The organism is Stagnihabitans sp. (assembly GCF_964946895.1).
This window is the reverse complement of the sequence record NZ_CBBQHX010000011.1, coordinates 69,097-92,217: the sequence shown is the minus strand read 5'-3', so window position 1 is coordinate 92,217 and position 23,121 is coordinate 69,097. Positions and strand designations below refer to the sequence as shown.

General features: G+C 62.9%; 22 protein-coding genes. 14 read left to right on the top strand and 8 right to left on the bottom strand.

Annotated features, from left to right (window positions below; genetic code table 11):
* The first annotated feature begins 26 nt into the window (after positions 1–26).
* From AC1Y2B_RS09505 to AC1Y2B_RS09490, 4 genes are read left to right on the top strand one after another with little or no spacing between them, the layout of a single operon-like run.
* Positions 27–1,016 (top strand): AAA family ATPase, encoded by a 990-nt coding sequence (locus AC1Y2B_RS09505; RefSeq protein ID WP_482252844.1) that lies wholly within the window; start codon positions 27–29, stop codon positions 1,014–1,016.
* Positions 1,013–1,891, top strand: coding sequence for a DUF58 domain-containing protein (locus AC1Y2B_RS09500; protein ID WP_482252843.1), 879 nt, complete (start codon positions 1,013–1,015; stop codon positions 1,889–1,891). The genes AC1Y2B_RS09505 and AC1Y2B_RS09500 overlap by 4 nt, the downstream gene beginning before the upstream one ends.
* Positions 1,891–4,632, top strand: a complete 2,742-nt coding sequence (locus tag AC1Y2B_RS09495; protein WP_482252842.1) for a DUF4159 domain-containing protein — start codon at positions 1,891–1,893, stop codon at positions 4,630–4,632. Before AC1Y2B_RS09500 ends, AC1Y2B_RS09495 begins: the two co-directional genes overlap by 1 nt.
* Positions 4,629–6,698 carry a glutamine amidotransferase gene (locus AC1Y2B_RS09490; RefSeq protein WP_482252841.1) on the top strand — a complete coding sequence of 690 codons (2,070 nt, stop codon included), beginning with the start codon at positions 4,629–4,631 and terminating at the stop codon, positions 6,696–6,698. The genes AC1Y2B_RS09495 and AC1Y2B_RS09490 overlap by 4 nt, the downstream gene beginning before the upstream one ends.
* Positions 6,699–6,777: 79 nt before the next feature.
* On the opposite strand, the gene AC1Y2B_RS09485 is transcribed toward AC1Y2B_RS09490, so the two are convergent.
* Positions 6,778–7,476 (bottom strand): DUF599 domain-containing protein, encoded by a 699-nt coding sequence (locus AC1Y2B_RS09485; RefSeq protein ID WP_482252840.1) that lies wholly within the window; start codon positions 7,474–7,476, stop codon positions 6,778–6,780.
* Between the two features lie 79 nt (positions 7,477–7,555).
* On the opposite strand from AC1Y2B_RS09485, the gene AC1Y2B_RS09480 reads away from it, so the two are divergent.
* The 6 genes from AC1Y2B_RS09480 to AC1Y2B_RS09455 all read left to right on the top strand — a co-directional run bounded on the left by AC1Y2B_RS09480 (position 7,556) and on the right by AC1Y2B_RS09455 (position 13,794).
* A complete protein-coding gene (locus tag AC1Y2B_RS09480; protein WP_482252839.1) occupies positions 7,556–8,989 on the top strand; it encodes an FAD-linked oxidase C-terminal domain-containing protein in 1,434 nt (477 codons plus the stop codon).
* Positions 8,990–9,050: 61 nt separating this feature from the next.
* The gene (locus tag AC1Y2B_RS09475) at positions 9,051–10,148 is read left to right on the top strand and encodes an FAD-binding protein (protein WP_482252838.1); all 1,098 of its coding nucleotides are present in this window, start codon (positions 9,051–9,053) and stop codon (positions 10,146–10,148) included.
* Positions 10,148–11,458, top strand: a complete 1,311-nt coding sequence (glcF, locus tag AC1Y2B_RS09470; protein WP_482252837.1) for a glycolate oxidase subunit GlcF — start codon at positions 10,148–10,150, stop codon at positions 11,456–11,458. The genes AC1Y2B_RS09475 and glcF overlap by 1 nt, the downstream gene beginning before the upstream one ends.
* 32 nt (positions 11,459–11,490) lie before the next feature.
* Positions 11,491–12,297: a trypsin-like serine peptidase gene (locus tag AC1Y2B_RS09465; RefSeq protein ID WP_482252836.1), complete on the top strand. Its 807-nt coding sequence runs from the start codon at positions 11,491–11,493 to the stop codon at positions 12,295–12,297.
* 270 nt (positions 12,298–12,567) lie between these two features.
* Positions 12,568–13,170, top strand: coding sequence for an outer membrane protein (locus AC1Y2B_RS09460; RefSeq protein WP_482252835.1), 603 nt, complete (start codon positions 12,568–12,570; stop codon positions 13,168–13,170).
* Positions 13,171–13,338: 168 nt separating this feature from the next.
* Positions 13,339–13,794: an Hsp20 family protein gene (locus tag AC1Y2B_RS09455; RefSeq protein ID WP_482252834.1), complete on the top strand. Its 456-nt coding sequence runs from the start codon at positions 13,339–13,341 to the stop codon at positions 13,792–13,794.
* Positions 13,795–13,875: 81 nt separating this feature from the next.
* Here AC1Y2B_RS09455 and AC1Y2B_RS09450 read toward each other — a convergent pair whose 3' ends face one another.
* The 4 genes from AC1Y2B_RS09450 to AC1Y2B_RS09435 all read right to left on the bottom strand — a co-directional run bounded on the left by AC1Y2B_RS09450 (position 13,876) and on the right by AC1Y2B_RS09435 (position 17,666).
* Positions 13,876–15,885, bottom strand: coding sequence for a vWA domain-containing protein (locus AC1Y2B_RS09450; RefSeq protein ID WP_482252833.1), 2,010 nt, complete (start codon positions 15,883–15,885; stop codon positions 13,876–13,878).
* On the bottom strand, positions 15,882–16,418 hold the full coding sequence (locus tag AC1Y2B_RS09445) for an RNA polymerase sigma factor (RefSeq protein WP_482252832.1): 537 nt from the start codon (positions 16,416–16,418) through the stop codon (positions 15,882–15,884). The genes AC1Y2B_RS09450 and AC1Y2B_RS09445 overlap by 4 nt, the downstream gene beginning before the upstream one ends.
* A 149-nt stretch (positions 16,419–16,567) precedes the next feature.
* Positions 16,568–17,110, bottom strand: a complete 543-nt coding sequence (locus AC1Y2B_RS09440; protein WP_482252831.1) for a peptidoglycan-binding domain-containing protein — start codon at positions 17,108–17,110, stop codon at positions 16,568–16,570.
* Positions 17,111–17,312: 202 nt separating this feature from the next.
* Complete coding sequence (locus AC1Y2B_RS09435) at positions 17,313–17,666, bottom strand: cupin domain-containing protein (RefSeq protein WP_482252830.1); 354 nt, start codon at positions 17,664–17,666, stop codon at positions 17,313–17,315.
* 163 nt (positions 17,667–17,829) lie between these two features.
* Here AC1Y2B_RS09435 and dnaQ point away from each other — a divergent pair, with 163 nt between their 5' ends.
* Entirely contained in the window at positions 17,830–18,555 is a 726-nt protein-coding gene (gene dnaQ, locus AC1Y2B_RS09430) for a DNA polymerase III subunit epsilon (protein WP_482252829.1), read from the top strand.
* A 4-nt stretch (positions 18,556–18,559) separates the two neighbouring features.
* Here dnaQ and secB read toward each other — a convergent pair whose 3' ends face one another.
* Together secB and AC1Y2B_RS09420 are read right to left on the bottom strand one after the other, a co-directional pair.
* Entirely contained in the window at positions 18,560–19,057 is a 498-nt protein-coding gene (gene secB, locus AC1Y2B_RS09425; RefSeq protein ID WP_482252828.1) for a protein-export chaperone SecB, read from the bottom strand.
* A gap of 43 nt (positions 19,058–19,100) precedes the next feature.
* Positions 19,101–19,589 carry an FxsA family protein gene (locus tag AC1Y2B_RS09420; RefSeq protein WP_482252827.1) on the bottom strand — a complete coding sequence of 163 codons (489 nt, stop codon included), beginning with the start codon at positions 19,587–19,589 and terminating at the stop codon, positions 19,101–19,103.
* A 118-nt stretch (positions 19,590–19,707) separates the two neighbouring features.
* On the opposite strand from AC1Y2B_RS09420, the gene AC1Y2B_RS09415 reads away from it, so the two are divergent.
* From AC1Y2B_RS09415 to AC1Y2B_RS09405, 3 genes are read left to right on the top strand one after another with little or no spacing between them, the layout of a single operon-like run.
* Positions 19,708–20,355 carry a Tim44/TimA family putative adaptor protein gene (locus AC1Y2B_RS09415; protein WP_482252826.1) on the top strand — a complete coding sequence of 216 codons (648 nt, stop codon included), beginning with the start codon at positions 19,708–19,710 and terminating at the stop codon, positions 20,353–20,355.
* A gap of 9 nt (positions 20,356–20,364) precedes the next feature.
* The gene (gene mltA / locus AC1Y2B_RS09410; RefSeq protein WP_482252825.1) at positions 20,365–21,384 is read left to right on the top strand and encodes a murein transglycosylase A; all 1,020 of its coding nucleotides are present in this window, start codon (positions 20,365–20,367) and stop codon (positions 21,382–21,384) included.
* Between the two features lie 3 nt (positions 21,385–21,387).
* Positions 21,388–21,993 carry a Smr/MutS family protein gene (locus AC1Y2B_RS09405; RefSeq protein WP_482252824.1) on the top strand — a complete coding sequence of 202 codons (606 nt, stop codon included), beginning with the start codon at positions 21,388–21,390 and terminating at the stop codon, positions 21,991–21,993.
* 3 nt (positions 21,994–21,996) lie between these two features.
* On the opposite strand, the gene AC1Y2B_RS09400 is transcribed toward AC1Y2B_RS09405, so the two are convergent.
* Positions 21,997–23,112, bottom strand: coding sequence for an alpha/beta hydrolase (locus AC1Y2B_RS09400; RefSeq protein WP_482252823.1), 1,116 nt, complete (start codon positions 23,110–23,112; stop codon positions 21,997–21,999).
* Between the last annotated feature and the right edge of the window lie 9 nt (positions 23,113–23,121).

The window sequence follows — 23,121 nt, the reverse complement described above, 5'->3', positions numbered from 1 at the left end:
CCACAGAACCATTCCGGAGCAAAGTCATGTCCCAAGCCGAAGATCTTGTCACTGCCATTGAAGCGCTGGCTGACCGTCTGGGGGTCGCAAGGGCTGCGATTGGCGGGCGGTTCATCGGTCAGGAAAAGGTGGTCGAGTTGACGATGGCCGCCTTGTTGTCAGGCGGTCACGCCTTGCTGGTAGGGTTGCCGGGCCTTGGGAAGACGTTGCTGGTCGATACCTTGTCCACCGTTATGGGCCTCAAGGCCAACCGCATCCAGTTCACTCCGGACCTGATGCCGGCCGATATTCTGGGTTCGGAAGTGCTGGAGACCTCGGCGGATGGCACGCGGGCCTTCCGCTTCATTGAAGGGCCGGTGTTCTGCGAACTGCTGATGGCGGATGAAATCAACCGCGCCTCGCCCCGGACACAATCTGCCCTGTTGCAAGCCATGCAAGAGCGCGAGGTGACGATTGCCGGCAAGCACCGCCCGCTTGGGCCGCCCTTCCATGTGCTGGCCACCCAAAACCCGATTGAGCAGGAAGGCACCTATCCGCTGCCAGAGGCGCAGCTGGACCGATTCCTGGTGCAGGTCGACGTGGCCTATCCGTCGCGCGCAGCCGAGCGAGATATCCTTTTGGCAACGACCGGGGCACTGGTTTCCAAGGTTTCGCCGGTGTTTTCGGGGGCAGAACTGATCGCGGCGCAGGGGCTGATCCGCCGGATGCCGGTAGGCGACAAGGTGGTGGAGGCTATCCTCGACCTCGTCCGCGCTTGCCGCCCCGGCGAGCCTGAGGGCAAGGACCTGCAGGACATTCTGGCATGGGGGCCCGGCCCGCGTGCGGCACAGGCCCTGATGCTGACGGTGCGGGCGCGTGCCCTTCTGAACGGGCGGCTGGCGCCGAATACAGAAGATGTGCAAGCGATGGCCCAGCCGGTGCTGGAGCATCGGATGGCCCTGAACTTTGCAGCAAGGGCGCGTGGGGATAGCTTGGAAAGTGTGATTTCCCGCGTGGTGGACAAGGTTCTCGCGTGACGGTGACCGCTGTTCTGCGCGCCCGGGCCGAGGCCTTGGGGCAGACCCTGCCGCCCCTGCTTGCGGAGGCGGAGCATTTGGCCGCGACCGTGGCCTTGGGCGAGCATGGCCGACGCCGGGCGGGCATGGGTGATGATTTCTGGCAGTATCGGGCGGCCCGGCCGGGGGATGCGCTGCGGGCGATCGACTGGCGCAGGTCGGCGCGGTCCGATCAGGCCTTCGTGCAGGAGCGCGAGTGGCAGGCGGCGCAATCCGTCGTTTTATGGGTCGATGCGGCGCAGTCGATGGATTTCTCCGGGGCATCCAACCGGCCCGCCAAGGCGGACCGGGCCAGAGTTCTGGCCTTGGCCCTGGCGGTTCTGTTGTTGCGCGCCGGAGAACAGGTCGGCCTGTCCGGTGCAGAGGCCCCGCGTGCCGGCAAAGGACAGATGCTGCGCCTGATCGAGGCGATGGCGCTGGACCTTGCGAAAGGTGCGGCGGACTTTGGTGCGCCTCTGCCCGGTGGTTTTGTGGCGCATGGCAGGGCGGTCTTCGTATCGGATTTCCTGGGCGATCTGGACGCGCTGGAGCGGTCGCTGGGCCAAGCCGCCGGGCGTGGCGTGAAAGGCATCCTGCTGCAAGTGCTGGACCCGGCGGAAGAGGAGTTCCCCTTTGACGGGCGCACGATCTTCGTTTCCATGGGTGGTTCGGTCAGTCATGAAACACAAAGGGCGGGCGATCTGAAGGCGCGCTATCTGGCGCGTCTGGCCGAACGCAAGGCGCGACTGGCCGAGTTGGCGCGGGCGGCGGGCTGGCATTACTCCGTGCATCACACCGGCGAACCGGCCCAAGCCGCCTTGCTTTGGGCCTATCGCGCGCTGGAGGGGGGGCGGTGATGCTGGGATTTGCCTCTCCGTTGTTGCTATTGGCACTTTTGGCTGTGCCGGTGTTGTGGTTCCTGCTGCGGGCCGTACCGCCTGCACCAATCAGGCGCCGGTTTCCGGGCGTCGCCTTGTTGTTGGGATTGACGGATCAGGACCGCGAAGCTGCCAAGACACCGTGGTGGCTGCTGGCCTTGCGCATGCTGGCGATCGCCGCCGCGATTGTGGCCTTTGCTGGGCCGGTGCTGAACCCCCGGGCGGTGGTGGCGGGCAAGGACCCGCTGTTGATCGTGGTTGATGGCGGCTGGGCGGATGCCTACGACTGGACCAAGCGGCTCGGCAAGGCGGCAAGTCTGCTGGATGGTGCCGATCAAGCCGGACGCCCGGTCGCGGTGATCCAATTGGCTGACGCCCCCCAAGCGGTCGAGTTCAAGGCCCCGGCGGATGTGCGCGGCAAGCTGGCGGCGTTGGCGCCGCGCGGCTGGTTGCCGGCCGGACTTGATGGGTGGATCAACCGCTTGCCCGCCAGTGCGTTCGAGACGGCCTGGGTTGCGGATGGGCTGGATCACGTCGGGCGCGCAGACCTTCTGGCCGCTTTGCAAAAGGCAGGGCCGGTGACGGTATTCGGCTCTGACAAACCGGTTTACGCCTTGGGCCCTGCGGTTCAGGCCGATGGAAAACTGACGCTGACAGCCTCGCGCTTTCCGGCTGGTGTGGCGGCGCTGAACCTTGTGGCGCGGGGGCCCGACCCTTCCGGGACGGACCGCGAATTGGCCCGCGCGCCCTTGGCGTTCGCAGACGGGGCCGCAACGGCGAAGGCCGTGCTTGATCTGCCGCCCGAACTGCGCAACCGCGTTAACCGTTTCGCGCTGGAGGGCGAGCGGAGTGCCGGAGCGGATTCCCTTGCGGGGGATTCGCTGAAACGGCGCAAGGTGGCCTTGGTGACCGATGCCGCCGACAGTGAGGGGCTGCAACTTCTGTCGCCCATCCACTATCTGCGTCAGGCCCTTTCGCCATCGGCTGACCTGATCGAGGGCGGGGTCATGGATGTGGTGCCCGCAAAGCCGGATGTGATCGTGCTGGCAGATGTGGCGCAGATACCGCAGGCCGAAAGTGATGCCCTGCTTGATTGGGTCCAGAAGGGTGGGCTGCTGCTGCGCTTTGCCGGGCCGCATCTGGCGGCGGCCGACATGGCGAAATTGGCGGAAGACCCGTTGATGCCGGTGACCCTGCGCCAAGGCGGCCTGACCACCGGCGGCGCAATGAGTTGGGGCGCCCCAAAGACGCTGGCGGCCTTCCCGGACGGCTCGCCGTTCCATGGCTTGGATATTCCGGCGGACTTGCGGGTGAAGACCCAGGTTTTGGCGCAACCCGATGCGGATCTCGCCGCGCGGACGCTGGCGGCGCTGGATGACGGTACGCCGCTGGTTACCCGCAAGATCATGGGCCAAGGGCAGGTAGTGCTGTTCCACGTGACCGCCAATGCAGAATGGTCGGACTTGCCGCTATCGGGGCTTTTTGTGTCGATGCTAGAGCGGCTGGCGATATCGACCACGATGGGCGCGGTACCGGATGAAGCAATCAAGGGGCTGGTCTGGACGCCGGAACACGTTCTGGACGGCTGGGGAGAGTTGGGCGATCCCGGTAGCTTGCCAGGTGTTCAGGGCGCGGATATGCTGACGGCGATGAAGGAAGGGCCCGGGGCTGCCGCTCCGGCAGGGCTTTATCGCAACGACGGGCGTGTTGTTGCCGTCAATCCGGTGGCAGAGGGTTTTGCCTTCAAGGCAGCGGTCTGGCCTGCAGGTGTGACGGTGGCTGACCTGAGCCTGCCTGCCGAAAAGGCGCTGAAAGGCCCGGTTCTGTCCTTGGCGCTGATCCTCCTTTTGTTGGACGTCATCGCCACACTGGCCTTGTCCGGTCGCTTGCGGCGGGGTGCCGGTGCGGCCTTGGTGGCTTTGGCCATGTTGACGCAGCCACAGGGGGCCAAAGCGGATGACGCTGCCGATCAGCGCGCGATTGCGGCGACCGATGGTGTGGTGCTGGCCTATGTCATGACCGGCGACAAGACGGTCGACGACATCTCTGCCGCCGGACTTCAAGGCTTGAGCAATCAGCTGTCCAACCGCACGGCGGTGGAGCCGCTGACGCCGATGGGTGTGGATGTCGAGAAGGACGAACTGGCCTTCTTTCCCTTCTTGTACTGGCCGGTGACGGCAGATGCTCCGGTGCCGTCCTCTGCTGCCTTTGCCAAGCTGAACAAGTATCTGCGAACCGGTGGCATGATCCTGTTTGACACCCGGGATGCCGATATGGCGACGGCTGGGGCAACGCCGGAGGGAGCCGCTTTGCAACGGATCGCCTCGGGGCTGGATATTCCGCCGATCGAACCGATCCCGGAGGATCACGTTCTGACGCGGAGTTTCTATTTGCTGCAGGCTTTCCCGGGGCGTTTTTCGGAGGGTGGCTTGTGGGTGGAGGCCTCGCCTCCGGACGCGGTCAAGGCCGAGGGGATGCCGTTTCGCAACCTCAACGATGGGGTGACGCCGGTGGTGATTGGCGGCAATGACTGGGCCAGCGCCTGGGCGGTCGATCAGGACGGCGCACCCATGCTGCCAGTCGGACGTGGGGCCGCCGGGGATGACCAACGCGAATATGCCTACCGCTTCGGGATCAACCTGATCATGCATGTGCTGACGGGGAACTATAAGTCGGATCAGGTCCATGTGCCTGCCCTGCTGGAAAGGCTGGGCAAATGAGCCAGACCCTGATCTTTCAACCTCTCATCCCCGACTGGGCGTTGATTGCTCTTGCCGTGGTATCGGTTCTGCTTCTGGCCTTGGCACTGTGGCGCGGGTTGATCGGCTGGGCCATCCGGGCGCTGGCCTTGGGCTTTGTGCTGGTGGCTTTGGGCAACCCCTCTTTGCAAAACGAAGAGCGCAAGGCCCTGTCCGATATCGTCGTGCTGGTCGTGGATGACAGTTCCTCTCAGCAACTGTCCGATCGACCGTTCCAGACTGCGCAGGCGGTGGAGGCGATCAAGGCCAAGGTCTCGTTGATCCCGAACACGGAACTGCGGATCGTCCATGTTGCCGATGGCAAGGATAATGCCGGCACTTTGGCAATGAGCGCCCTGGCACAAGCCTTGGCGCAGGAGCCGCAGGCGCGGATCGCCGGTGCCATCCTGCTGACCGACGGTCAGGTGCATGACATGGGCGTGACCCCGAAGCTGCCCGCGCCGTTGCAAGTCTTGCTGACCGGGCGCAAGGATGATTGGGATCGGCGGCTGGTCATCACCAACGCCCCCGCCTTCGCGATCATGGGCGAAAAGACCAGCCTGAAGTTCCGGGTCGAGGATCAGGGTCAAGCTCCGGCAACAGCGGGCAAGACGGTGGATGTGACCATTGCGCTGGATGCCGATGCGCCCTCGACCTTCAGCGTGCCGGTGGGGCAGGACCTTGATCTGCCCATCGAACTGCCGCACGCCGGGATCAACGTGCTGCAACTGTCGATCGCCGGTCAGGCGGGCGAGCTGACCGACCGAAACAACGCCGCCGTTGTGCAGATCAACGGGGTGCGGGACCGGTTGCGCGTGCTTCTGGTGTCAGGGGAGCCGAACCCAGGCGAAAGGGTCTGGCGAAACCTGCTGAAGTCCGACCCGTCGGTGGACCTTGTGCATTTTACCATTCTGCGGCCACCGGAAAAGCAGGACGGCATTCCAGTCTCGGAACTGTCGCTGATTGCCTTCCCAACCAAGGAGCTGTTTGTCGACAAGATCAAGGATTTCGACCTGATCATCTTTGACCGCTATGCGATGCGGGGTATCCTGCCGATGTCCTATCTGCAGAACGTGGTGGACTATGTGCAAGGCGGCGGCACCGTGCTGGTCGCGGCTGGGCCGGAGTTTGGCCAGGTCGATAGCTTGTGGCGTTCGCCGCTGAGCCAGATTCTGCCCGTGGAGCCGACCAGCCAGATCATAGAAAAGGGCTTCAAACCGACCTTGACCGATGTTGGCCGCCGCCATCCGGTGACCGAAGGGTTGGAGGCTTTGGCCCCGCCCGGAGGGTGGGGCCGCTGGTTCCGGCTGATAGAAGTGACGCAACGCTCGGGTCAGGTGTTGATGAGCGGGCCGGATGACAAGCCTTTGCTGGTGCTGGACAGGGTTGGCAAAGGCCGTGTCGCTGTCTTGGCCTCGGATCAAAGCTGGCTGTGGGGGCGCGGGTTCGAAGGCGGCGGACCGCAGTTGGAACTGCTGCGGCGACTGGCGCACTGGATGCTGAAGCAACCCGAGCTGGAAGAAGAGGCGCTGGGGGCCACTGCGGTCGGGCAGAGCCTGACAATCACCCGTCGGACAATTCTGGATACGCCGCCTCCTCCGGTGGCGGTGACGCTGCCGGATGGCACGTCGGCGACGGTGGAGTTGAAGCAAACAGCACCGGGGCAGTTTGACGGCACCTATCAGGCACCCTTGCTGGGGCTTTATCGGCTGCAAGAGGGCGAACTGGCCAAGGTTGTGGCTGTTGGCCCCTTGGCCCCCAAGGAGTTCGAAGAGACGATTGCCTCGGGCGACAAGCTGGAACCCGCGGTGACGCCGACCAAAGGAGGCATCCTGCGGCTGGAGAATGGGATTCCGGACATCCGTCTGGTCAACGACGGCAGGCCGGCCGCCGGGCGCGGCTGGATCGGGATAACACCGCGAGGGGCTTATGTGACGGGTGACATCACCGTCTTGGCCCTGCTGCCGCCATGGTTGTATTTGCTGTTGGCGGCGATGACCTCGGTTCTGGCCTGGTTGATCGAAGGGCGGCGAGGGACGAAAGCCTAGCCTGCTGCATCACACGCCGGAGGGTTTCACACCCTCCGGACCTCCCGTGGGATCTTTGTGCAAATATGAAAGGGCAAGGTCAGTCGAGCTTTTCCATCATCACGGCGCGGGAGTGACTGGCGAACTCGCGGCGGATCAGGACGGCAGTGGTCAGGATCACGGCGTAGATCAGAGTCCGAGGGCCGATCAACCAGGCCAGACCGCAGAGCGCGAAGTAGATGGCATTCAGGCCACGGTTGAAGCTGCGGGCGGCGGTGATGATGATCTCGGCGGTCTGCGCGGCGCGGGGGGCGGCCTTGGGATCGGTGTAGTCGTTCGGGATGGCGGCCATCATGATGGCACAGTAGCCGAAAAGACGGTGGCTCCAGACGAATTTCAAGAGCGCGTTGGCCATCAGGGCCACGACGACGATCAGCTTGATGCGCAGCTGTGACGTTTCTGCACCGATGGTCAGGTCATGCGCCAAACCCTGCAAGGTGGCCGCATTGCCGATCATCGCGACGCCGCCACCAATGGCGATCATGCTGCCGGAAACGAAGAAGGCAGTGCCTTGCCGCAGGCTGTCGATCAGCGAGATGTCAAAAATGCGCGGCTCCCGCGTCAGGAACTCCACCATCCAGCGGCGGCGATAGTCCTTCATCAGATGAGAGACCGAGGGTCGCCACTTCGGCGGATATTCCGCCAGAAAACCAGTGGCGAGCCATGACAGGATGAACAGCAGGAAGGCTGCCGTATCAAGGCCGGTGAAGGTGGTTTCAAGGGTGGCGAGGATGTTCATGTGATCACATTAGCGGGCCGCAGCGCGCCTTGCCAGTGGCGGCTTGCGCCCGTAACCTTGATGCAAAGGGAGATGCGCCATGGACATGCCAGTGCCAGATCGCGACGTGATGACGGCGCGCGACAGGATCATTGCGCGCCTGCGGGGCGTGCTGCCGGCGGAAGCCGTGATCTCGGATCCGGCTGAAACGCGGGCCTATGAATGCGACGCCCTGACTGCCTATCGTTGCGCCCCGTTGGCCGTGGTATTGCCAAGGACCACGGCAGAGGTTTCGGCCCTGCTGCGGCTGTGCAGCGAGATGGGGGTCAAGGTCGTGCCGCGCGGATCAGGCACCAGTCTGGCCGGGGGCAGCTTTCCGACGGCCGACTGCGTCGTGCTGGGTGTGTCGCGGATGAACGGCGTGATCGAGACGGATTACGAGAACCGTTTCATCCGGGTTCAGACCGGGCGGACCAATCTGGCCGTGACCGGGGCGGTTGAAGCGGACGGTTGGTTTTACGCACCCGACCCCTCCAGCCAGTTGGCCTGCGCGATTGGGGGCAACATCGCAATGAATTCGGGCGGGGCGCATTGCCTGAAATACGGGGTCACGACGAACAATCTGATGGGTGTGACCCTTGTCCTGATGAGCGGTGAGATCGTCGAGATTGGCGGACCATGGAATGATGCGCCGGGCCTGGACTTGCTGGGGGTTATCTGCGGGTCAGAGGGGCAGTTGGGGGTGGTCACCGAGGCTTACCTGCGCATCCTGCCCAAGCCTGAGGGGGCGCGGCCGGTGCTGATGGGATTTGGCTCCAACGAAGTGGCGGGGGCCTGTGTGGCGGATATCATCCGGGCCGGGTTGTTGCCGGTCGCTATCGAGTTCATGGATCGCCCCTGTATCCGCGCCTGTGAGGATTTCGCCAAGGCCGGTTATCCGGACTGCGAAGCGCTGCTGATTGTTGAGGTCGAGGGCAGCGATCCCGAGATTGACGCCCAGTTGGCGCGGATCAAGCAAATTGCCCTGCGCCATGACCCTGTGGCCTACCGCGAAAGCGGGTCGGAAGAGGAAAGCCGCAAGATCTGGCTTGGGCGCAAGTCTGCCTTTGGTGCGATGGGAAGCATCGCGGACTACATGTGTCTGGATGGGACAATCCCGGTGTCGGAACTGCCTTATGTGCTGCGACGGATTGCCGAGATGAGTGCCGCAGTGGGGCTTTCGGTGGCCAACGTGTTCCACGCTGGCGACGGGAACATGCACCCGCTGATCCTGTACAACGCCAATGAACCGGGCGAACTGGAGACCTGCGAGCAGTTGGGCGCCGATATCCTGAAGCTGTGTGTTGAAGTCGGTGGCTGCCTGACGGGGGAACATGGGGTGGGTGTTGAAAAGCGTGATCTGATGACCGTGCAATTCAATGCCGCCGATCTGGACGCGCAACTGCGGGTGAAGGATGTGTTCGATCCGGGCTGGCTGCTTAACCCGGCCAAGGTGTTTCCGCTGGATGTGACGGCCAGTCGGCGCGCGGGATGAAGGGTCGGAGGGTCTGACCCTCTGGTCCGCGTGCAGAAGATCAGGAACGGAAGAAGGCGCAATGAAGCCCGAGAGTGAAGCGGAACTGAGCGATATGGTTCGGGCGGCGACAGCGCCGCTGCGGGTGCAGGGTGGGGGAACCCGTGGCGTGGCGTTTGGGCCGGGCACTGTTCTGGAGACGTCAGGCCTGTCAGGGATCAGGCTTTACGAGCCGGGGGCCCTGACGCTGGTTGTGGGGGCGGGGACTTCAGTCACCGAAGTGGAGGCAGTTCTTGCGGCCGAACGCCAGCGGCTGGCCTTCGAGGTGCCAGACATGCGGCAGGTTCTGGGACGCGAGGGTGTGTCGACGCTGGGCGGGGTGGTGGCGGTCAATGCCTGTGGTCCGCGACGCGTGCAGGTCGGGGCGTGCCGGGATCACCTGATCGGCGTGCGGTTCATCGACGGCGCGGGGACAGTGGTGAAGTCTGGCGGGCGGGTCATGAAGAACGTCACGGGGCTGGATCTGGTGAAGTTGATGGCCGGAAGCCACGGAACCTTGGGCGTTCTGTCAGAGGTGGCCTTCAAACTGCAGGCGGTGCCTGAGGCAGAGGTGACGTTGCAGGCTCGGGTGCCTTTGGCGCAGGGCCTTTCCCTGTTGCGTCAGGCCTTGGGCTCGCCGTTCGAGGTATCGGGGGCTGCCTATGGGGCGTTTGGCGCAATTTTGCGGATCGAGGGGATGGAGGCTTCGGTCCGCTATCGGGCGCGGGCTTTGAAGGCGCTGCTTGGTGGCGGTTGGGCAGAGGTGGAGGGCAAGGCGCTTTGGGCAACCGTGCGCGACGGCGGTGGTTTGGGGGAGGGCGCTTTGTGGCGGGTGTCGTGCAAGCCTACGGCGGCGATGGCTGTGGTTGCGGCTTTGCAGGGGCTGGATCATGACGCCACGTTCGACTGGGGTGGCGGGTTGATCTGGATCGCGGTGCGCGGCGCGGCAGATGCCGGGGCCTCGTTGATCCGGACCGCTCTGATGGGCATGGGTCATGCGACGTTGATCCGCGGAAGCGGCGCGCCGGCATTTCATCCGGAGGCTTCCGGTGTGGCGGCATTGAGCCGGGCCTTGCGGGCGAAGTTCGATCCGCGAGGGCTTCTGAATGCAGGGATATTCGATCAAAAGGCGGGGCGCTGATGCAGACCTTCTTCACCGACGCGCAGTTGGCCGACCCGACTTTGGCCGAGGCCAACAAGATCCTGCGCACTTGCGTGCATTGCGGCCTGTGTACTGCGACCTGCCCAAGCTATCAGGTGCTGGGCGATGAACTGGATAGCCCTCGTGGTCGGATCTACCTCATCAAGGAGATGCTGGAGAGCGGGCGGGCCGCGGATGCCAAGACCGCCAAGCATATTGACCGGTGCCTGTCGTGTCTGGCCTGTACGACGACCTGCCCCTCGGGCGTTGACTATGCGCATCTGATCGACATGGGGCGGGCGCATGTTGAGAAGACCTACAAGCGACCCTGGATGGACCGACTGCTGCGGGCGGTTCTGGTGCGGGTGATGCCCTATCCGACGCGATTCCGGCTGGCGCTGTTTGCGGCGCGGGTGATGCGGCCTTTGGCGGCTCTGGTGCCTGATGCCCGCGTGAAGGCCATGCTGAAACTGGCACCGAAGACGCTGCCGCCGGTCAGCCGGAATGATGACGCGCAGGTGTTTGCCGCGATTGGGCCTCGTAAGATGCGGGTGGCCTTGATGACCGGCTGCGTGCAGAAGGCGCTGGATACAGAGATCAACGATGCCACGATCCGTCTGCTGACCCGCTTGGGCGCCGAGGTGGTGGTGCCGCGCAACATGGGCTGCTGTGGCGGTCTGCCGTTGCACATGGGCAAGGAGGATGCCGCCCTGCCGCTCGCGCGGGATATGGTCGCGGCAGTGATGGCAGAGCACCGGGGAGAGAGGCTGGACGCTTTGGTCATCAACACCTCGGGTTGCGGGACGACGATCAAGGACTATGGGCATCTTTTCGCCCGCGAGGGGCTTTCGGGCGATGCAGCGACGGTGGCAGGCTTGGCCAAGGATGTCAGCGAGGTGATTTCCGCCTTGGGACTGCCCAAAGTTCAGGCCAAAGGGATCGCGGTGGCCTATCACTCGGCCTGTTCGTTGCAGCATGGCCAGAAGATCAAGACGCTGCCGAAGGATTTGCTGAAGGCCGCCGGGTTCAAGGTCAGCGAGCCTGCGGACAGCCATCTGTGCTGCGGGTCGGCGGGAACCTACAACATTCTGCAACCGGAAATCTCTGGGCAATTGCGCACGCGCAAGGTGGCGACACTGATGGCGCGCAAGCCTGACGTGATCGCAGCCGGCAACTTGGGCTGCATGATCCAGATCGGGCAGGAAGCCGGGGTGCCGGTGGTGCACACGGTCAGCCTGCTGGATTGGGCGACAGGCGGGCCAATTCCGTCCGCACTGCGCCAGATGAGTGCCGCAATCCTGCCAAGCTGACAGACTAGGCAGAGGGCGACACCGGAGGTTCCATGCGTTTCCTGATGCTTCTTGCGCTGATCGCTGCACCCGCCTGGGCCGACCAACCCTTGGTCAAGCTGCAGACCCTGAACGACAATCGAGGCTGGGAGGCGGTGGGCAAGCTGGTCCTGGGCGACCGGGGCTTTTGCACAGGGGCACTGATTGCCCCGCAACTGGTCCTGACCGCGGCCCACTGCCTGTTCGACAAGGAAACCGGTGCAAGGTTGGACCCGCGTCAGATCAAGTTCCTCGCCGGGTGGCGCAATGGCCGGGCCGAGGCCTATCGGGGCGTGAAGCAGGCTGTGGCGCATCCGAACTATGTCTATGGTGAGGATAACTCGCTGGACCGGGTGGCTGATGACGTGGCGCTGATCGAACTTGATCAGCCGATCCTGACGCCTGCTGTGCATCCCTTCTCGATTGCCGACACACCCGAGGCTGGCGATACCGTTGCGGTGGTGTCTTATGGGCAGGACCGGGCAGACAATCCGTCCCTGCAGCAGGCCTGCACCGTGATGGACAAGCAAACCGGCATTCTGGTGATGACCTGCGACGTGGATTTCGGATCGTCGGGCGCCCCTGTATTTCAAATGAAGGATGGCGTGCCGATGGTCGTGTCCGTCATTTCAGCCAAGGCCGAGGTGGAGGGGAAGCGCGTTTCGCTGGGTTCAGCCCTGCAGATCCCGTTGGGCAAGCTGATGGACGAATTGCAGGCGGGCGAGACTGCGACCGGCGATCTGTCGCATGTGCAGATCCTGTCAGGCGGTCTTGGTGGCGGTGCGAAATTTGTGAAGCCTGCGGCGACCGATACGCCCTGAGCTTTGCAACGTCCGCCGAATGTGCGGGCAGCAGACGACCCCGTCGTGCGCGAGCGGAGCCCACCCACCAAGCCGACACGACGAGATCGGCCAAGATTGGCCTAACACTTTCAAGACCTTGGCTGATTTCAGCCGAGACCGGCATTTCGATCCAGACTTCAACAGGACGTGTTCTGTCAGGCACTGGTGCAGGCGCTGATCAGACCCCACCCTAGGGGTGCACGGGGCGCATGTGCCACCAGATGCCATAAATTCCACAGGAGCAGAAACATGAAACGGATCGCAGTTTCGACCCTTATCCTTCTTGCCGCGCCGGCCGCCGCCATGGCTGGCGGTCTTGCAACACCCGCGATGGAGCCGCCGGTCACCACGCCAGCACCCGTGAGCCAGCCTGTACAATCTGGCGACTGGACCGGGTTCTATTCGGGCCTGACGGTCGGCTACGGCACCTCGCAAACCAAGGGCCTCGGTCAAAACGGCAAACTGCACATTGCCGGCGTGAACCTTGGGTATCGTCAAGAGATGGGAACGCTCGTCCTTGGCGGAGAGCTGAGCTATGACAAGGACAACGTCAACGTGGGCGCGGCGGACAGAACGATCAACAATACGACCGGCCTGAAACTGATCGTCGGCACCGATCTGGGCCGGACACTGGTCTATGGCGCTGTAGGCGTTGCCAGAGCCGATGCAACCTTGGCAGGCGTTACCGCCACTGACACTGGTTATTCCGTGGGGATCGGGGCCGACTATGCGCTGAACCAGCAGTGGACCGTCGGCGGCGAACTTTCCACCAACCGCTACAATGACTTCAACAACACCGGCGTCACATTGAAGGACACCGCACTGACAGTGAAAGTCGGGCTAAGGTTCTGAGCTGATACACCAAAGCAGGGGCGCAGTTCACATGACTTCGTCCCTGCGCCCCCCTTGAAATCATCAGGGGCTTTTCCCACATCAAACCTGTGCCGGATGCCAGATGGGTCCGGCCATCAACTGCCCTGCCATATGGAGGGCCTTATGTATCGCTCCAAGGAGGATGCCATGCAAGCTTTTGACTTTGCTCCGCTGTACCGTGCCACTGTTGGCTTTGACCGGATCGCCAACCTGATGGACCGCGCCCTGAGCGCGGATGTCGCGCAGCCGACCTATCCGCCCTACAACATCGAAAAGACCGGTGAGGATTCCTACCGGATCTCGATCGCCGTCGCCGGGTTCACCTCTGACGAACTGTCGGTCGAGGTGAAGGAAGGCGGTCTGGTGGTGTCGGCCAAACGCGCTGCCGAGACGGATCCCAAGACCTACCTGCACCGTGGCATCGCCACCCGCGCCTTCGAACGCCGCTTTACGCTGGCCGATCATGTGCGTGTGACCGGGGCCGTGCATGAAAACGGGATGCTCTCGATCGACCTCGTCCGCGAAACGCCCGAAGCGCTGAAGCCGCGCCGCATTGAAATTGGCCAAGGTCAGGTCAAGGCGCTGGAAGCCAAGGTTTCCTGAAATTGTCGAGATGATAAGAAGGCCCGGGGATGTCCCGGGCCTTTTGCATAGGGACTTTGGGCACATTGTCCGTCACGCCGTTTACTGCGACAGGCTTTGAGCCAGCCGCATCAGGGTGACCGCTTCGGCCCGGTAACCGTAGGGATCAGCACCTTTCGAGGCGGTTGCAAGGGCTATGGCCTGATCATAGCCCCAACTGCCCAGATAGGAGGAATGTTCCAGCAATTGGCCGAAGCCTGCAATGGCGGCCGCGAAATGGGCTTCGGACGTCGCGGGGGTATCGGGCGTGATTGGCGTTTCGATCAGATGGGATATGGTCTGTCCGGGATCCTTGTAGCGCAGCCGCAGGAAGCCCAGTTCACGCGACCCGCTGGCTTGCGGCGCAGGCGCGTAGCGCAGCGTATCGTTCAGGATGGCTGGGCTGCCGGGGGCTGTGACCTCGTACAGCGCCGTCACCTGCAAGCCGGCGCCGATGTCACCGGCATCCACCTTGTCATTGTTGAAATCCTCGCGCCGCAGGGCCCGGGTTTCATAGCCGATCAGGCGGTATTCGGCGACCTGCGAGGGGTTCCATTCCACTTGGATCTTCACGTCATTGGCGATGGGATAGAGGGCGCCGGTCAGCTGATCGCCCAGCACCTTCTGCGCCTCGGACAGGGTGTCGATGTAGCTGGCGGTGCCATTGCCGTTCTGCGCCAGCGCCTGCATCGTGGCATCGTCCAGATTGCCGCGACCGAAGCCAAGCACGGACAGATAGGTGCCACTGTTGCGCTTCGTGGCGATGAAGGTCTTTAGATCATCCGGGTTGTCGATGCCGACGTTGAAATCGCCATCCGTCGCCAGAAGCACGCGGGAAATGCGATCTTTCTCGGCCATCTGATCAGCAACTTGATAGGCCAGCGTCAGACCCTCGGCCCCTGCCGTGGAGCCGCCGGCGGACAGATTGTCCAGCGCCTTCAGGATCGTGCTGCGGTCGCTGGCAGGAGTGGGGGGCAGAACCTCACCAGCGGACCCGGCATAGGTGACGATGGCCACGCGGTCCTGTGGCAGCAGTTTGGGCAGCATCAGCGCCAGACTTTGCTTCAGAAGGGGAAGTTTGTTGGCGTCTTCCATGCTGCCAGAGGTGTCGATCAGGAAGACGAGGTTCAGCGGCGGGCGTTCGGTGACAGAGCGACCTTGCAGGGCGATCGTCACAAGGCGGGTGTTCGGGTTCCACGGCGTTTGCATCACCGAAACCGAGGGCTCAAACGGCGCATCGGCTTTGGGTTGCGGCAGATCGTAGGGGAAGTAGTTGACCATCTCTTCCACCCGCACAGCTTCTGCGGGCGGCAGTTGACCGGCGTTCAGCGAGGATCGGATCACGGAATAGGCCGCGGTGTCGATGTCGGTGGAGAAGGTGGAGACCGGCTCCTCGCTGGTGACGTGAACCGGGTTTTGGGCGGCATTGGCAAAGGCCTCGGTGTTGGGCGGCGGGGGCAGTGCGGCCGAAGTGTCTGAAACGGTTCCAGACGCGGCCATGGACGGCGCAGCCATCTTGGCCGCAGGCGCGATGCCGAGTGACTCGACCTGCGGGCTTTGCGGCATGGCCTGATCGGCGGCAGCTTTGCCCGCCTCAACCGGCGCGGGAGCCGGGGCGTTCCCCGCATTGGCCGGCGCATCGGTCCGGCTCGCCGGGGGCAACGGCTTTTCCATCACCGGCTTGGGCGGCCCTTGCGGAACGGTCGGGGCCACGACAACAGGCTCTGTTGCGGGCTTTTGCAGGGTTTCGGTCTGCGCCACCACTTTCGGCTCTGCCACGGGCAGTGGATGTTGCAACAAGGGCAACACCAGCACCACGCCAAGGCAGAGGGCGGCGGCAGAGGTGGTGGCGGTCAGGATCGGGCGGGAGGAAATGGTCTTGAGCATGATGCGCACCTTTGTCAGGAACCCCGCCCCTTGTGGGCGGTCCAAAGGTAGACGCGCGGGATCAACCGATGCTTGGAGCCTGTCAAAATTTTCCATCGCCAGCCGCAGTGCCTGTTCTCTGGCTTGCGGATCAGGGGCGGGCGTGGCCTTCAGGGCGGCGCGCAGGGCGTCAAGATCATCGGTCATTTTGCATCCTCTGCGGCCATCGCCCGCAGGCGTTTCTTCACTTCGGACATCCGCCAGGCCACGGTGCCTTCCGAAACGCCCAAGACCTCACCGGCCTGCGCTTGTGTAAGGTCTTCGCCCAGGACCAGCGCGACAGTGTCGCGCAATTCGGGCGACAAGCGTTGCATGGTCTGGGTCAGCCAATCTAGCGCCTCGGCCTGAACAGCAATCTCGTCCTGACGCGAAATCTCCCAATCGCCCCAGCCCTGCGCCGCTTTGGCACGTGTGGCCTGCCTTCGGCGGCGGTCATGGGCCGCATTGACCACAATACGGTAAAGCCAGGTCGTGAACCGCGCCTCGCCGCGCCATGCCACCAGCTTGGCCGGCAGTGCGGCGCAGATGTCTTGCGTCAGGTCCTGCGCCTCGGCCCGAAGCCCGGTCAGACGGTAGCTTAACCCAAGAATCCGGTCGTAGTGGCGTCCGATCAACGCGGCAAAGGCGGCCCGATCGCCGGAAGCGGCGGCACGGGCAAGGGCTTCATCATCGGTTTTCATAGGCATCACATTAGGTCTGACGCAGCCCGCCCGTCTATCCTTGGCTGCAGCCCAAGAAAAAGGAGGCGGGGGGACGCCCGCCTCCTGACTGTGCTGAAAAGGGCTTTTGTGGGGAAGCCTGCTCGATGGTCTTTTTCCCCGGGGTAAATCTAGTAGAGCAAACCGTCCATCAGGCCGAAGGCGCCGCCACGGGTTTCCAGCATGGCCATCTTGCCGGTTTGCGAAGCATAAGCGGTCAGCGCCTGATAGGTGCCGGCGCCAAAGTTGCCATCCACACGGCCGTGGTAGTAACCGTAGTTGGCCAAAGTGCCTTGAATGCGCAGACGCTCGTCCCCGGAGTAGGCGTTGAAAGCCATCGCAGCGGGCGTGTTGTAGTAGCTTTGAACTGGCGGCTGATAGACCGGCGGTTGATTGTCCTGGTCTTGATAGTCGTGATGATGATGACGCGGTTCGTCCTGATAATAGACTGGGCCGCTATAGACCGGCGGGTTGTAGACCGGCTGTTGCTCTTGCGCGTGGTGGTTGGCGTCCCGCATCAGGGCGCCGAACAGCAGCACGGCCAAGGCGCCCTTCGCCATGTTCTGCTCATTCTTGCCCCAAGCCATGGCAGGGGCGGCAGAAGTGGCCAGCAGGGCGACGGCGACAGTGCCGGCGATCAGTTTGGTTTTGACGTTCGACATAAGGGGCAGCATGTCATGTCCTTTCGAGTGGATGGGGTGGCAGGGCCGATTGGCGTTTGCCTTGGGACAGACATGGACCTTTGGGGCGGGCTAGGCAAAATCAGCGGCTTGCTATGGGATAACAGGCAGGTGGGTTCGCCGTAATGCATTGATTTAAATGTATACTGGAAATTCTGGATGGGGTCGGGCGGGGAGGGCCCCCCGCCCGTCAGATCTACTTCAGACGGAAATCGAAGTGCTTGCGCACGTCCTCTTCTATCTTCCAGGTGCCTTTGAACGTGGGTTCCACCACGAAAGCATCCCCTGCCTTCACCGTCACCGGCTCGCCGCCATCCGGCGTGATCGTGATTCGACCGGCGATCAGGACGACATATTCGTAAGCGGTGTAGGTGGCGTGATAGCTGCCTTTTGTGCATTCCCAGATGCCCGAAGCCATGTCTCCGGCGGCAGAGGTGTGCAGCACCCAAGTCTTCATTCTGGGGGTGCCTTCGGTGACGACCCAGCCATCGAGGTCGTCGGTCGAAGGGTCAAATCCGTGGGTCGGGGGAAGTTTGATGACGGTTTGCATGGGGCCTCCTGCGGCAATGTCAGATGATATCCTGCGCCTGAGGGGGTGGTTGTCGCAGACAGAGGCGACAGGTTTGCGTCTGGGGCGACCTTGTGCGACGGGCCATGGCGCGTATAGTCCGAGGGGCGTGCCTTAGCGTCGAATGCAGAACCCGGAAGGTGAGATGATGGTTGAAACTCAAAAACCGGCAGGTCAGCGTGAAATCGTGCTGGATACTGAAACCACCGGCTTCGAACCTTCGGAAGGGCACCGCATAGTCGAAATCGGCGCGGTTGAGCTTTTGAACCACATGCCGACCGGACGCACCTATCATCAGTACATCAACCCCGAACGCATGATGCCGAAAGAGGCCTTCGATGTGCATGGGCTGGGTGATGATTTCCTGCGTGATAAGCCGGTCTTCAAGGCCATCGCGCGCGAATTCATCGAATTCATCGGCGACTCCACCCTGGTGATTCACAACGCCTCTTTCGACATGAAATTCCTGAATGCCGAATTGCAGACCCTTGGCCACCCCGGTCTGCCGATGAGCCAGGCACTGGATACGCTGGCGGTGGCGCGCAGGAAGTTTCCCGGTGCGCCCGCCACACTGGATGCGCTGTGCCGGCGCTTTGGCGTCGACAATTCGGGCCGCGAAAAACATGGCGCGCTATTGGACTCGGAATTGCTGGCGGAAGTCTATCTGGAGTTGATTGGCGGGCGACAACCGGATTTCATGCTTGCGACGGCGGCGGCACAGACTGCGGCCAATCAACGCAGTAAACTCGCGGGAAGTGTCAAGCCGCGTCCGAACCCCCTGCCATCGCGTCTGAGTGCGGAAGAGGCGGCCGCCCATCAGGCCTTCGTAGGCAAGATGGGCGACGCGGCAGTGTGGCTGAAGCGGAGCTAGGGCGTCAGGCCGAGGCTGTCGGCTGTGCTGCGGCAAGCTGGGCGCGGCGGGACATTTCCTGACGGTAAAGCTGCAAGAAATCAACGTTGTCGATATTCAGCGGCGGGAAGCCGCCATCATGCGTCACATCCGAGATGATGCGGCGGATGAAGGGGAACAGCAGGCGCGGGCACTCGATCAGCAGGAATGGGTGCAGCTGTTCGGCAGGAACGCCTTCGACATGGAAAACGCCACCATAGTCAAGCTCAAGCAGGAAGAGCGTGTCCCCATTCGCCTTGTTGGTGGACGAAACTTTGAATTTCGCGATCACGTCATAGGTGTTGGGCTGCGGCCGCTGGCGTGCATCCAGATTGACGCCCACCGTAATCTCGGGCTGCATTTCGGTGCCGGACAGGCCCTTTTGTGCCACCAGATTTTCAAAGGACAGGTCGCGGATAAACTGCGCGAGCACCTGCATTTTCAACTGAGGCGCTGCTGCGCCATTTTCATTTTCTTCGGCCATATCAAACCCCTCCGCAAATGGTCAGAGTGTTCCTAACAGGCGGTCAGGGTTTGGTCCATCCCGAAGGATTGCGGGGATGTGATGCGGCCGCGGGAACCTCTTCGGCCACGGCATCAATCACATCGGGCGCATCTTGCGATGACCTTGGGTGCAACATGCCCACGACGGCCCGGTCGACAGCAGACATGCGGGCCCTTTGGCGCAGATGGCCGATGAGACGATTGCGCACCGCCGGGATCAGCAGGGCCAGACCCAGCACGTCCGTCAGAAACCCCGGCAGGATCAGCAAGACGCCTGCCAGAACGATCAGTGCGGAATGGGCGGCTGGCGTCACCGGATCGCCCAAGGCCTGCAAATCGTGCATCACCTGCCCAAGGGCTGTGCGCTTCTGCCATCGGATCAGCCACAGGCCCAAAGCTGCACTGCCCAGAACCACGCCCCAAGTGGCCAGAACGCCAATTCGGCCACCGATGCTGGCGAAAAGCCCGATTTCGATCATCGTCCACACCAGGAGCAGCCATATGACGCGCATTGCGGACCCTCGAACGAAATCTTCCAGCCTCGGCAGGTGGACTTGGCCAACCCCAACCCTTACATAAGGTCGACGCCACTTCACGGCCAGCCCCCTTGGCCCTGCAAAAAGGTTCCGCATGAGTTCCGCACCGATCCAGCTTATCGTCCTCGCCGGGATCGCGATTTTCCTGATCCTCAAGCTACGCTCGGTTCTGGGCACGCGGGAAGGATTTGAAAAGACCACGCCAGCCCCGACCCTGCGACCTGTTCCAAACGGGGTTGTGATCGATGGCTCGCTGGACCATGACATCATCGACAACGCAACCGATGACGCGTCGCGCTCGGCCTTGGCGGCGATGAAGGCGGTTGAGCCGGACTTTTCTGTGACTGATTTCCTGAAAGGCGCGCGCGCGGCCTATGAGATGATCCTTATGGCGTTTGACCGGGGTGAGATTGACCGGATCCGGCCTTTCGTCGGTGATGAGGTCGAGGCCAGCTTTGACGCCGCCGTGGCTGATCGGGCCAAACGCGGGCTCTCGGTCACGTCGACGTTTGTCGGCGTACGCGAACTGACGTTGGCCGAGGCGGAATTTGACGCCACCACCAAACGCGCGGAGATTTCGGTGCGTTTCATGGGAGAGTTGATCCGCGCGGTGCGCGATGCCTCCGGCACGGTGATCGAAGGGAATGCCACGGCCATCCAGCGCCAGAAAGAGACCTGGACCTTCTCGCGGTTGATGGGAGCGGGCGATCCGAACTGGCAGTTGACGGCTACAAGCGACTAAGGCGGGGGAATGCGTGCGCTGCTGCTTGCTTTGGCTTTGGTCTTCATGTCGCTGACGCCCGCGACGGCTCAGGTGCTGGATTTCGAATCCCTGCCAGGATGGGACAAGGATGATCATCTGGCGGCCTTGCAAAGTTTTCAGCGCACCTGTGACCTGATCGACCAGCCGGACTGGCAGCCGATCTGCCAATTTGCGGCGGCGGTTGACGCCAACGAGGCAGCCGCGCGGGCGTTCTTCGAGCTGTTGTTTCGCCCCGTTCTGATCGGCTCTCCGCCGGCTTTGTTTACGGGATATTATGAACCCGTTCTGCAAGGCTCGCCGGTGCGGACGCCGCGGTTTGCCTACCCGATCTACCGCCGCCCGCCCGAGTTGCGCGACGGGGTGACATGGTACGACCGCGCCACGATCGAACGCGGCATCCTGAACGGGCGCGGGTTGGAGATTGCCTGGCTGGACGACCCGGTTGAGGTATTTTTCTTGCACATCCAAGGCTCTGGCCGCATCCACATGACCGATGGCCGCGTGATCCGGGTTGGCTATGCCGGGCGCAACGGCTATGCCTACCGCTCCATCGGGTCAATGCTGGTGCAGCGGGGATACATGTCGCAAGATCAGCTTTCTGCCGAGTCGATCCGCCAATGGGTGCGGGCCAATCCCACGATGGGGGCGGATCTGCTGAACGAAAATCCGTCCTATGTCTTCTTTCGCCAACTGACCAATCTGGCCGATGATCAGGGCCCGATTGGCGCCATGGGGCGCTCTATCACGCCATTGCGGTCAGTTGCGGTGGACCCGGCCTATGTGCCTTTGGGGACACCGGTCTGGGTCGAGAAGGAAGGGGCCGATCCGCTACATCAGTTGATGGTGGCGCAGGACACCGGGGGCGCGATCAAAGGGGCGCAACGTGCGGATATTTACTATGGCACCGGGTCAGCCGCTGGACTGGCGGCCGGGGCGATCAAGGATGCGGGGCGGCTGATCATGCTTTTGCCGATTGACCGCGCCTTTGCCATGCTGCCGAACGGGTGACCCATGGCCCGTCGCCGTATCCTGAAGCCTGAAGAAGAACAGCTGTGGCACGAGGTTGCCCGCACCATCCGCCCGACGTCCGAAGCGGCCCTGGCCCGGCTGCGCAAACCGGTGCATGTGGTCGAGAGCCCCGCCGCCGCACCGGCGGTTCACGAACCCAAGCATCTGTTCACCGCCTTCCGTCTTGGTGAAAAGGCCCGGCCCCTGCGCTCTGCCGCCCATATCGCACCCACCCCGGCTGAGGCGCTCGCGCAAGCTCCGCTGCTGATGGACGCCCGCAAGCACGCCAAGATGACCCGCGGCAAGCTGGAACCCGAGGCGCGGATTGACCTGCACGGCATGACCCTTGCCGAGGCGCATCCCGAACTGATCCGGTTTATCCTCAACGCCCAGACGGCTGGACTGCGGCTGGTGCTGGTGATCACCGGAAAAGGCAAGCAAGGCCCGGACCATGGCCCGATCCCACAGCGCATCGGCGTGCTGCGCCATCAGGTGCCGCTATGGTTGCACATGGCACCGCTGGGTCCGGCAATCCTGCAAGTCACCGAGGCGCATTTGAAGCACGGCGGCGGCGGCGCCTACTATATCTATCTTCGCCGCGGGCGCTGACGTTCATCTGTACGGCGATGTGTCTATCCCGGTCAGCGGACGCAGGATGATCTGGGTGGCGTTCTGCACCGTCAGCACCAGACCCGGCAGCAGGCCAACCCGTGCCTGACGATCCGATTCAAACGCCCCTTGAATGTCGGTGATCCGGTTCAGAAGGGCGATCAGCGCCGGGGAGTCGCCGATGACGAAATGCCCGGTTCCCTTGGCGAAGGCGCGGACATCCATGAATGTCACCTTCAGATCCGCCACCCGCGACACATCACTCAGCGAGCCAAGCCGTTCGGATTGCCCAGTCAGGGCGGCGGACAGGCGCAGAAACTTATCATGGTCCGAGCCGAAGATCACGAAAGGCTGCGGCAATGTGCCGATCGAAAGGGCTTCTTCGCGGAACACATCCACGTCAATATCCGGCGAAATCAGGATCACGCCACCGATCAGACCCATGGCATGACGGTCGCCTCGCAAGGCTGAACTGCGCAACGCCTCCATCATCAGGCCCGACCCCATGGAATGCGACACCAGAAGAATGCGCTTGGCCCCAGCAGCGGCGACCTCGTGGATCAGTGACTCCAGACCATCACGGGCAAACAGCGCGGAATCGCGGTCATAGGCATAGCCCAAAGCCGCGGCCGCCGAGGGCCAGGAATATTCCACGATGGTGCCGGACAGTTTCAGGTCATGGGCGAACTGTGCGACACGGTAGACCCCTTCGGCAAAGTTGGTGTTGTATCCGTGCACGAAGATGACGGCTTCGCCCCCTGTCTGCGACAGTTGTTGGTGCAGCCTGCCGCGGAAGGTTGCGTCTGTTTGGAAGACCTCTTCATACGAGGTGACAAACTGGGTTTGTGGATCGATCTTGCCGTACCGCGGTGGCCAGTTGATCTCTCCCAACGCGCGATTCTTTGGGACCGAGACATCGTATTCGGCAAATCGCACCGCCTCGGACCGGCCTCCGCTGAAGGATCCGTCCGGCTCTTGCTTGCGGGTGGTGCCGATGAAGACCTTTTCAACATCGCCAACGGCGGCCCCTTCGGGCAGCAGCGTGACCGAACCGCGCTGGGTGCAGGCGGTCAGCAAGACCAGACACAGGATCGGAATGACCCGGCTTATCCGGCGCATCGGACATGG